The sequence below is a fragment of the Spongiibacter sp. UBA1325 genome (genome assembly GCF_002306875.1).
Lineage (GTDB): Bacteria > Pseudomonadota > Gammaproteobacteria > Pseudomonadales > Spongiibacteraceae > Spongiibacter > Spongiibacter marinus.
This window is the reverse complement of sequence record NZ_DBTD01000004.1, coordinates 1-10,633: the sequence shown is the minus strand read 5'-3', so window position 1 is coordinate 10,633 and position 10,633 is coordinate 1. Positions and strand designations below refer to the sequence as shown.

The window sequence follows — 10,633 nt, the reverse complement described above, 5'->3', positions numbered from 1 at the left end:
GATGCCGCACCACCAATGTGGAAGGTACGCATGGTCAGCTGGGTACCCGGCTCACCGATCGACTGCGCCGCAATAACACCGACTGACTCACCGCGGTTAACAAGGTGTCCGCGGGCCAGGTCACGGCCGTAGCACATAGAGCAAACGCCGTGCTTGGTGTCACAGGTGATGGGCGAGCGAACTTCGATTTCATCGATACCCATCTCTTCAAGCTCGATAACGCCCTTCTCGTCGAGCATGACACCGGCTTCTACAGCAACGTCGTCTGTACCGGGCTTGAGCACGTCTTTGGCAACAATACGGCCAAGTACGCGGTCACCCAGGGTTTCGATAATGTCGCCACCTTCAATAACCGGCGTCATCAACAGGCCGTGGTCGGTACCACAGTCGTCTTCAGTGATAACCAGATCCTGAGCGACATCCACCAAGCGGCGAGTCAGATAACCGGAGTTCGCTGTTTTCAATGCGGTATCAGCAAGACCTTTACGCGCACCGTGAGTCGAGATGAAGTACTGCAGTACGTTCAGACCTTCACGGAAGTTAGCGGTAATCGGCGTCTCGATGATCGAGCCATCTGGCTTGGCCATCAATCCCCGCATACCGGCCAGCTGACGAATCTGCGCCGGTGAGCCCCGTGCGCCGGAGTCAGCGTAGATATATACCGAGTTGAAGGAGTCTTGCTGCTCTTCTTCACCGTCGCGGTTAATTACGCTTTCTTTCGACAGGCCTTCCATCATCGACTTGGACACCAAGTCATTGGCGCGAGACCAGATATCGATAACCTTGTTGTACTTCTCACCCTGCGTTACCAGACCTGAGGCGTACTGTTTTTCGATCTCAACGACTTCGGCGTCCGCGGCGGCAACAATTTTCGCCTTCTCTTCGGGGATTTCGAAATCGTTAACACCAATTGAGCTGCCCGAACGAGTCGAGTACTCAAAACCGGTGTACATCAACTGGTCACCGAGAATTACCGTGGCCTTCAAGCCAACTTGGCGGTAACACTCATTCAACAGACGAGAAATAGCCTTTTTCGCCATTGCCTGGTTTACCAGGTCAAACGGCAAGCCATCGGGAACGATGCGCCACAGCACCACACGACCTACGGTGGTATCAACAATGCTGCGATTTTCCTGGCGCTCGCCGTTTTCGTCGAAGCTCACTTGCTTGATACGGCACTTAATGCGTGCTTGCAGGTGCACCTTGCCACCGGCGTAGGCGCGCTGTACTTCCTGCGGGCTTGAGAACGCCATACCCTCACCGAGGGCATTAACGCGGTCGCGCGTCATCCAGTACAGACCCAATACCACGTCCTGAGAAGGCACGATGATCGGCTCACCATTTGCAGGCGACAGGATGTTATTGGTCGACATCATCAGCGCGCGGGCTTCAAGCTGGGCTTCCAGTGTCAGCGGTACGTGTACCGCCATTTGGTCACCATCGAAGTCGGCGTTGTAAGCGGCACATACCAGCGGGTGGAGCTGGATCGCTTTACCTTCGATCAGCACAGGCTCGAAGGCCTGGATGCCCAAACGGTGAAGAGTAGGCGCCCGGTTCAGCAACACGGGGTGCTCGCGGATAACTTCAGCGAGAATATCCCACACTTCCGGCGGCTCGCGCTCAACCATCTTCTTAGCGGCTTTGATCGTTGTCGCTAAGCCACGCGCTTCCAACTTACCGAAGATAAACGGCTTGAACAGCTCCAATGCCATCTTCTTGGGCAGACCACACTGGTGCAAGCGCAGGGTGGGACCAACCACGATAACCGAACGACCGGAGTAGTCGACGCGCTTACCCAGCAGGTTTTGACGGAAACGACCCTGCTTACCTTTGATCATGTCAGCAAGCGATTTCAGCGGACGCTTGTTAGAACCGGTAATAGCGCGACCGCGACGACCGTTATCGAGCAGGGCATCAACAGACTCCTGCAGCATGCGCTTTTCGTTGCGCACGATAATATCAGGCGCATTCAGGTCCAGCAGGCGCTTCAAACGGTTATTACGGTTAATAACGCGGCGATACAGATCGTTCAGATCAGAGGTCGCAAAACGGCCGCCATCCAGCGGTACCAGCGGACGCAAATCCGGTGGCAGAACCGGCAGAACCTGCAGGATCATCCACTCTGGCTTGTTGCCAGAATCTGCCAACGCTTCGATCAACTTCAAGCGCTTAGACAGTTTTTTGATTTTTGTCTCGGAGTTCGTCGCGGGAATCTCTTCACGCAGACGCTCGATTTCCTCATGCATATCCAGCTCGATGAGCAAGTGCATGATCGCCTCGGCACCCATTTTCGCGGTGAAGTCATCACCGAACTCTTCCATGGCCTCGAAGTACTGCTCATCGCTAAGCAGCTGCCCCTTGTCCAGGGTAGTCATCCCGGGGTCGGTAACAACGTAAGATTCGAAGTAGAGAATCCGCTCGATGTCACGCAGGGTCATGTCCAGCAACAAGCCGATGCGGCTTGGCAGTGACTTCAAGAACCAAATGTGGGCAACGGGGCTAGCCAGCTCGATGTGACCCATACGCTCGCGGCGCACTTTGGCCAGCGCCACTTCAACGCCACATTTTTCACAAATAACGCCGCGATGCTTCAGGCGCTTATATTTGCCACACAGGCACTCGTAATCTTTGACGGGGCCAAAGATTTTCGCGCAAAACAAGCCGTCGCGCTCGGGCTTAAAGGTACGGTAGTTAATAGTCTCTGGCTTTTTCACTTCGCCAAAAGACCAAGAGCGAATCAGCTCTGGCGACGCCAAACCAATACGAATTGAATCGAATTCGTCGGTTTGCTGTCCCTGCTTAAGTAAATTCAATAAGTCTTTCAAGGCCGTTCCTCCGCAAGGGTATTAAATAGGCGCCGCGTTAACCGGCGCCCCTTGCCAATCGTTGTTGATGCTTATTCCGTATCCAGCTCGATGTTGATACCGAGCGAGCGGATTTCTTTAACCAGTACATTGAAAGACTCGGGCATGCCCGGCTCCATGCGCTGGTCGCCATCAACGATGTTTTTGTACATCTTGGTGCGACCGTTAACGTCATCCGACTTAACAGTAAGCATCTCTTGTAGAGTGTAGGCAGCACCGTATGCTTCCAGTGCCCAGACCTCCATCTCCCCGAAACGCTGACCACCGAACTGCGCTTTACCACCCAGCGGCTGCTGAGTAACAAGGCTGTACGAACCGGTGGAACGGGCGTGCATTTTGTCATCGACCAAGTGGTTCAGCTTGAGCATGTACATGTAACCAACGGTTACCGGACGGTCAAACTCCATACCGGTACGGCCGTCGCACAGGCGCAGCTGACCGCTGTCTGGCAAGTCAGCCAGTGTCAGCAGGCTCTTGATCTCGGCTTCATTCGCACCGTCAAAGACCTGCGTTGCCATTGGCACGCCGCCTTTCAGGTTCTTCGCCATTTCCATGATTTGCGCATCGCTAAAGCTGTCGAGGTCTTCGGTTCGACCCGCACCGTCATTGTAGACTTTGCCGAGGAATTCACGAACTTCAGCCACTTTGCGCTGTTCACGCAGCATGGTGTCGATCTTATTACCCAAGCCTTTCGCGGCGAGGCCGAGGTGGGTTTCAAGGATCTGACCAACGTTCATCCGCGACGGTACACCCAGCGGGTTGAGAACGATATCAACGGGCTCACCGGTTTCGTCAAAGGGCATGTCCTCTACAGGCATGATGACCGAGATAACACCTTTGTTACCGTGACGACCCGCCATTTTGTCGCCAGGCTGAATACGGCGCTTAATAGCGAGATACACTTTGACGATTTTCAGTACGCCAGGAGCCAGGTCGTCGCCGGTTGTCAGCTTGCGCTTCTTGTCCTCAAAACGCTCTTCCAAGGTCTTGCGGTGCTCGCCAAGTTGCTTGTCGGCATCTTCCAGGGCAGCGTTGATTGACTCTTCTGCCAGGCGCAGCTTCAGCCAGTCATCACTCTTCAGGCCGTCGAGTACGTCGCTGGTCAGCTCGTCATTCTTTTTCAGACCTGGGCCGCTGAGGACTTTTTGACCCTCAAGCAAGCTACGCAAACGCGCGAAGGTCGCTTCTTCAACAATGCGGTATTCCTCGTTCAGGTCCTTGCGGAACTGGTCGAGCTGCATTTTTTCAATTTCCAGGGCGCGCTTATCTTTTTCCAGACCATCACGTGTGAAGACCTGAACATCGATAACGGTGCCTTTCGTGCTCGACGGCACACGCAGCGACGTGTCTTTTACGTCGGATGCTTTCTCACCGAAAATCGCACGCAGCAGCTTTTCTTCTGGCGTCAGCTGGGTTTCACCTTTCGGCGTAACTTTACCCACCAAAATATCGCCAGGGCCAACTTCGGCGCCGATGTAAACGATGCCGGACTCATCCAAATTCGCCAGTGCACCTTCACCGACGTTCGGGATATCCGAGGAAATCTCTTCGGGGCCCAGCTTGGTGTCACGCGCAATACACGTCAGTTCTTGAATGTGAATCGTTGTGAAACGATCTTCTTTCACCACGCGCTCTGAAACGAGGATAGAATCCTCAAAGTTGTAACCATTCCAAGGCATGAATGCGATGCGCATGTTCTGACCCAGAGCCAGCTCACCCAGATCTACCGAGGGGCCATCTGCAAGGATATCACCGCGCACGACATCATCACCTTCGCGAACGATAGGACGCTGGTTGATGCAGGTATTCTGGTTAGAACGGGTGTATTTAGTCAGATTGTAGATATCAACCGGCGGCTGACCTGACTGCACTTCGTCGTTGTTAACACGTACAACGATGCGCGAAGAGTCCACGCTGTCGATAACACCGCCGCGGCGGGCGACAACACAAACACCGGAGTCAGACGCGACATAGCGCTCAAAACCTGTACCGACAAGTGGTTTGTCTGCCTTCAAAGTCGGCACTGCCTGGCGCTGCATGTTCGAGCCCATCAATGCGCGGTTCGCATCATCGTGTTCCAGGAACGGAATCAACGACGCAGCAACCGAAACCACCTGCTTTGGAGAGACATCCATGTAGGTAACTTTTTCCGGCGGCATAACGGTGAATTCGTTCATGTGACGAACCGCTACCATCTCATCGGTCAGCTCACCTTTGTCGTTCATTGCTGCCGACGCCTGAGCGATAACCTGCTCCGCTTCGTTGATCGCAGACAAGTACTCGATTTCTTCACTGACTTTGCCGTCAACCACTTTACGGTAGGGGCTTTCGAGGAAGCCGTACTCGTTCGTTCGGGCGTAAGTTGCCAGCGAGTTAATCAAACCGATGTTTGGCCCTTCAGGCGTCTCGATAGGACAAACCCGGCCGTAGTGCGTTGGGTGAACGTCGCGAACCTCAAAGCCTGCGCGCTCACGCGTCAAACCACCGGGCCCAAGTGCCGACACACGACGCTTGTGGGTGATCTCAGACAATGGGTTGTTCTGATCCATAAACTGAGACAGCTGCGATGAACCAAAAAACTCTTTAACGGCCGCGGCAACGGGTTTGGCATTGATCAGATCCTGGGGCATCAAGCCTTCGCTTTCCGCCATAGACAAGCGCTCTTTTACTGCGCGCTCTACACGAACCAAGCCCACGCGGAACTGGTTCTCTGCCATTTCACCAACCGAACGGATACGGCGGTTACCCAGGTGATCGATATCATCGACGACACCTTTACCGTTACGGATGTCAACGAGGGTCTTCAGTACGGCAACAATGTCGTCTTTATCCAGCGTGCCTGCGCCAGTGATTTCCTCGCGGCCTAAACGGCGGTTGAACTTCATGCGACCGACAGCGGACAGGTCGTAACGCTCAGCTGAGAAGAACAGGTTCTGGAACAGGTTCTCAGCAGAGTCTTTGGTCGGCGGCTCACCGGGACGCATCATGCGGTAGATTTCTACCAGTGCTTCCAGCTCTGAATTGGTGGGGTCAGTGCGCAGGGTATCGCTGATGAACGGACCGCAGTCCAGCTCATTGGTGTACAGGGTCTCAATTTCTGAAACACCGGACTCCTGCAGTTTTTCAACCATCTCCAATGTGATTTCGGCGTTACAGGGGTACAACACCTCACCGGTCTTGGTATCCACCACATCTTTCGCCAATGCGCGGCCTACCAGGTATTCAACGGGCACTTCCAGCTCTTTCAGCTTGGATTTTTCCAGCTGGCGAATATGACGCGCGGTAATACGGCGGCCAGTTTCAACGATAACTTCGCCATCTTTGCCGCAGATATCAAAGGTCGCAACCTCACCACGCAGACGCTCTGGAATCAGTGCGATGGTGAATTTGCCGTCTTTCGATACTTTAAATGTATTGACGTCAAAGAACAGTTCGAGGATTTCTTCCGCGGTCATGCCCAAGGCGCGCAACAGGATAGTTGCCGGCAACTTACGGCGGCGGTCGATACGCACGTACACCAGGTCTTTAGGGTCGAATTCAAAGTCCAACCAAGAACCACGGTAAGGAATCACTCGCGCTGAGTAGAGCAATTTACCTGAGGAGTGTGTCTTGCCACGGTCGTGATCAAAGAACACGCCGGGAGAGCGGTGCAGCTGGGAAACAATAACCCGCTCGGTACCGTTGATGACAAAGGTACCATTCTCCGTCATCAGGGGGATCTCCCCCATGTAGACTTCTTGCTCTTTAATGTCTTTGATGCTTTTGTTCGCTGAATCTTTATCGTAGATGATCAGCCGAACTTTAACGCGCAACGGCACCGAAAAGGTCACCCCGCGCAGCTGGCATTCATTCACGTCGAATGCCGGTGCTCCCAGCACATAGTCAACGTACTCTAACGCTGCATTGCCGGAATAACTTACGATTGGGAAGATTGATTTAAAAGCAGCGTGCAAGCCGTGCTCGCCGCGCTCAGCAGCGGGAATACCCTGCTGTGTAAATTTCTTGTAAGAATCTAACTGAATCGCAAGAAGGTAAGGCACGTCCATAACGTGTGGCAATTTGCCAAAGTCCTTGCGAATACGTTTTTTCTCAGTGTACGAGTAAGCCATCAGTACTCCCCAGCATCATTACCTGACCCCTGCGCAACCGGCGCTGGCATCGTTTGCGCGGTGGTCAAGCCACCGCTGACCAGAACAATCGCCCCGGCCCAATGTCTCAAACAGCAAAAGGCCGGCGGGATAAACCCACCAGCCTCGCTTGAGATCGACCTGTAAACAGGTCTATCAGCAACTTACTTAAGCTCGACAGATGCGCCAGCTTCTTCCAGTGCTTTTTTAGCTTCTTCAGCGTCGTCTTTAGAAGCGCCTTCTTTAACAGTTGATGGAGCACCGTCAACCATTTCTTTCGCTTCTTTCAGACCCAAGCCGGTGATAGCGCGAACCGCTTTGATGACGTTTACTTTCTTGTCACCAGCGCCAGTCAGAACTACGTCGAACTCAGTCTGCTCAGCGGCAGCAGCGCCACCTTCAGCAGCGGCTGCAGGAGCAGCAGCAACGGCAGCAGCGGCAGTTACGCCAAACTTCTCTTCCATTGCTTCGATGAGTTCAACCACTTCCATAACGCTCATTTCAGCGATTGCATTGAGGATATCGTCTTTAGACAGAGCCATTTTCAACTCCCTACTGTATCAAATTGTGAAAAAATTAATCGTTAACTAAGCTGCGATTAAGCAGCTTCTTTCTGATCGCGAACTGCAGCCAATGTACGTACCAGCTTTCCTGGGACTTCGTTCATTGTCTGTACCAGCTTGGTCGCCGGCGCCAACATCACACTCATCAACATAGACAGAGCCTGATCGCGCGTCGGCAGTTTCGCCAATACATCCAACTGTTCCGAACCCATTAGCTGGCCACTGACCGCCAGTGCTTTCACTTCAAAGTTTTCGTTTTCTTTAGCGAAATCTTTGAAGATACGCGCCGCAGCACCTGGATCTTCCATCGAAAATGCCAACAGAGAGGGACCTTTGAAGGCCTCTTCTGCGCACTCGAATTCCGTTCCTTTCAACGCGATTTTCGCCAGGGTGTTGCGCACTACACGCAAATCAACCTGAGAATCCCGCGCCTGCTTACGGAGCTCAGTCATTTCGGCTACTGAACACCCACGGGCGTCAGCAATAACCAATGACAGTGCACTCGCGGCAGTCTCGTTAACATCAGCAACTATCGCTTTCTTGTCTTCGAGTCTTAATGCCACTTGGATAACTCCTGGATTTGTCAGTTACTTACCGTAGACAGCTTGCCTAGGCTCGCTGCCGTTCATGTGGTGAACAAATCCGATCCACCATCTGCGTAGGCCGGTGCCGGTAACGCTGCATGCAGCACACCTATTAAGAGCGTCGATGCCTTACGACACCTCGGCTCACCTACGGTCTTTGATGGTCTTTGTCTTTTGACACAGTAGGTCGATTGTCAAAGACCACAAAGTCTTGCCGGCATAACGCCAGCGCCGGGCCGAAGCCCGAATTCTGTTATTGATTACTTCGCTACAGACAAGCTGCTCTGGTCGATAACCAGACCGGGGCCCATCGTAGAAGAAAGCGTAATCTTCTTCAGGTAAACACCTTTTGCAGACGCAGGCTTAGCTTTCTTAAGGTCAGCCAGCAATGCTTCCAGGTTTTCCTGAAGCGCAGCAGCGTCGAACTTGATGCTACCGATAGCGCCGTGAACGATGCCATTTTTGTCTGTGCGGTAGCGAACCTGACCCGCTTTCGCGTTCTTAACGGCAGTTTCAACATCGGGTGTTACTGTGCCGGTCTTGGGGTTAGGCATCAGGCCACGGGGACCCAGAACCTGGCCCAACTGACCCACTACGCGCATTGCATCAGGTGACGCGACGACAACGTCGAAGTCCATCATGCCGCCTTTAACCTGCTCGGCGAGCTCTTCCATGCCAACAAAATCTGCGCCAGCAGCCTTTGCTTTTTCAGCGTTTTCACCCTGAGTAAACACGGCGACGCGAACGTCTTTACCAGTGCCGTTTGGCAGTGTCGTTGCACCGCGAACCGCCTGGTCTGATTTACGCGCATCAACACCCAGGTTGATTGCAACGTCAACGGCCTCGCTGAATTTAACGCTAGAAACTTCTTTCAGCAGTGAAACCGCTTCTTCGATGCCGTATTGCTTGCCAGCAACAACTTTTTCACGGATTGCCTTTTGGCGCTTGCTCAACTTAGCCATTTACACACCCTCCACTTCGATACCGGCAGCACGTGCACTTCCGGCGATGGTGCGCACAGCGGCATCCATATCTGCCGCAGTAAGGTCTGGCATCTTCATTGTTGCAATTTCTTCCAGCTGGGCACGGTTAACCTTGCCAACTTTTTTCGTGTTCGGAGTGCCTGAGCCACTTTTCACACCCGCAGCTTTCTTCAGCAAGAATGATGCTGGCGGAGTTTTAGTTGTGAAAGTGAAGCTGCGGTCAGCGTACACAGTAATAACGACAGGAATCGGCATACCGTTTTCCATGCTCTGAGTTTGAGCATTGAACGCCTTACAAAATTCCATGATGTTAACGCCGTGCTGACCCAGCGCAGGACCAACCGGGGGACTTGGGTTAGCGCCGCCTGCGGGCACCTGAAGCTTGATATAAGCCTGGACTTTCTTAGCCATTGTTTTCTCCTTTTGGGTATTAACGCCTCTGGGCCTCGCGGCCTGTCAACGGCTCCCCGTTACTTTCAAAACCTGCGCAATACGCAGGTTGTGCTTAGGTCTTTTCTACTTGGCCGAAATCCAATTCGACGGGCGTAGAACGACCGAAAATCAGTACCGCCACATGCAGACGGTTTTTCTCGTAATTCACCTCTTCAACAACCCCATTAAAGTCGTTAAAGGGGCCATCAATAACACGAACCATTTCACCTGGCTCGAACAAGGTTTTGGGCTTGGGTTTATCACCGCTTTCTACGCGCTGCAGGATTGCGTCTGCTTCTTTCTGCGTAATCGGCGCAGGCTTATCCGCCTTACCGCCTATAAAGCCCATGACACGAGGCGTTTCTTTCACCAAGTGCCATGTGTCATCATCCAGCTCCATTTCGATCAAAACGTAACCGGGGAAGAACTTGCGCTCGCTCTTGCGCTTTTGACCGCCGCGCATCTCAACCACTTCTTCAGTGGGAACAAGCACTTCTCCAAAACGGTCTTCAAAGCCCGATAGCTCAATGCGCTCTTTCAGCGCAGACGCTACCTTTTTTTCGTAGCCGGAATAGGCGTGAACTACATACCAACGTTTAGCCATAATCTAGCCCTCAGCCTATTACCAACGAGGCCAACCAACCGAGCAGGGTATCGAGCCCCCACAAAATCAGTGCCGCCACAATCACAAATGCAACAACGATTAACGTCGTTTGCGTGCCTTCTTGGCGGGTCGGCCAAACAACTTTGCGAATCTCGTTGCGAGCGCCTTTCAGCAGGTCAAAAAATGCTGCCCCACGACTGGTTTGCGCAGCGACAAAGCCGGCAACGACTGCCAGCACCAGCAACGCGATTACGCGATACAGCAATGACTCATCGGAGAAGTACATATTGCCGCCAACACCTGCGGCAACCAGCAGGGTTACAACTACCCACTTCAAGCCATCAAGGCGACTTTCGTCTTCTGCCTTCGCTACCATCTTGTGACCGTATCCTTTTTGCTAAGCGCAAAACACCACTTCGCATGCGCGAAGCGGTGTCAGCGTAAGTGGCAGGCCAGGAGGGACTCGAACCCCCAAC

The 10,633-nt window shown here is 53.2% G+C and carries 8 protein-coding genes; all 8 read right to left on the bottom strand.

What is annotated here, in order from left to right; translation table 11 throughout:
• The coding region (gene rpoC, locus B3K78_RS02920; protein WP_286694239.1) for a DNA-directed RNA polymerase subunit beta' at positions 1–2,825 on the bottom strand (2,825 nt) is incomplete at its 3' end.
• Between the two features lie 71 nt (positions 2,826–2,896).
• The gene (gene rpoB / locus B3K78_RS02915; protein ID WP_204997530.1) at positions 2,897–6,973 is read right to left on the bottom strand and encodes a DNA-directed RNA polymerase subunit beta; all 4,077 of its coding nucleotides are present in this window, start codon (positions 6,971–6,973) and stop codon (positions 2,897–2,899) included.
• 182 nt (positions 6,974–7,155) lie between these two features.
• Entirely contained in the window at positions 7,156–7,533 is a 378-nt protein-coding gene (gene rplL / locus B3K78_RS02910; protein ID WP_204997531.1) for a 50S ribosomal protein L7/L12, read from the bottom strand.
• A 56-nt stretch (positions 7,534–7,589) separates the two neighbouring features.
• Complete coding sequence (gene rplJ, locus B3K78_RS02905) at positions 7,590–8,117, bottom strand: 50S ribosomal protein L10 (protein WP_204997532.1); 528 nt, start codon at positions 8,115–8,117, stop codon at positions 7,590–7,592.
• Between the two features lie 281 nt (positions 8,118–8,398).
• On the bottom strand, positions 8,399–9,100 hold the full coding sequence (rplA, locus tag B3K78_RS02900; protein WP_204997533.1) for a 50S ribosomal protein L1: 702 nt from the start codon (positions 9,098–9,100) through the stop codon (positions 8,399–8,401).
• A complete protein-coding gene (gene rplK, locus B3K78_RS02895; RefSeq protein ID WP_027875068.1) occupies positions 9,101–9,532 on the bottom strand; it encodes a 50S ribosomal protein L11 in 432 nt (143 codons plus the stop codon).
• Between the two features lie 94 nt (positions 9,533–9,626).
• A complete protein-coding gene (gene nusG / locus B3K78_RS02890; RefSeq protein ID WP_204997534.1) occupies positions 9,627–10,157 on the bottom strand; it encodes a transcription termination/antitermination protein NusG in 531 nt (176 codons plus the stop codon).
• A gap of 10 nt (positions 10,158–10,167) precedes the next feature.
• On the bottom strand, positions 10,168–10,533 hold the full coding sequence (gene secE / locus B3K78_RS02885) for a preprotein translocase subunit SecE (protein WP_204997535.1): 366 nt from the start codon (positions 10,531–10,533) through the stop codon (positions 10,168–10,170).
• Positions 10,534–10,633 lie beyond the last annotated feature (100 nt).

Bases quoted from the DNA above. Each gene is read 5' to 3' on its own strand.
- rpoB (WP_204997530.1), bottom strand. From the start codon at position 6,973: ATGGCTTACTCGTACACTGAGAAAAAACGTATTCGCAAGGACTTTGGC.
- rplL (WP_204997531.1), bottom strand. From the start codon at position 7,533: ATGGCTCTGTCTAAAGACGATATCCTCAATGCAATCGCTGAAATGAGC.
- rplA (WP_204997533.1), bottom strand. From the start codon at position 9,100: ATGGCTAAGTTGAGCAAGCGCCAAAAGGCAATCCGTGAAAAAGTTGTT.
- rplK (WP_027875068.1), bottom strand. From the start codon at position 9,532: ATGGCTAAGAAAGTCCAGGCTTATATCAAGCTTCAGGTGCCCGCAGGC.
- nusG (WP_204997534.1), bottom strand. From the start codon at position 10,157: ATGGCTAAACGTTGGTATGTAGTTCACGCCTATTCCGGCTACGAAAAA.
- secE (WP_204997535.1), bottom strand. From the start codon at position 10,533: ATGGTAGCGAAGGCAGAAGACGAAAGTCGCCTTGATGGCTTGAAGTGG.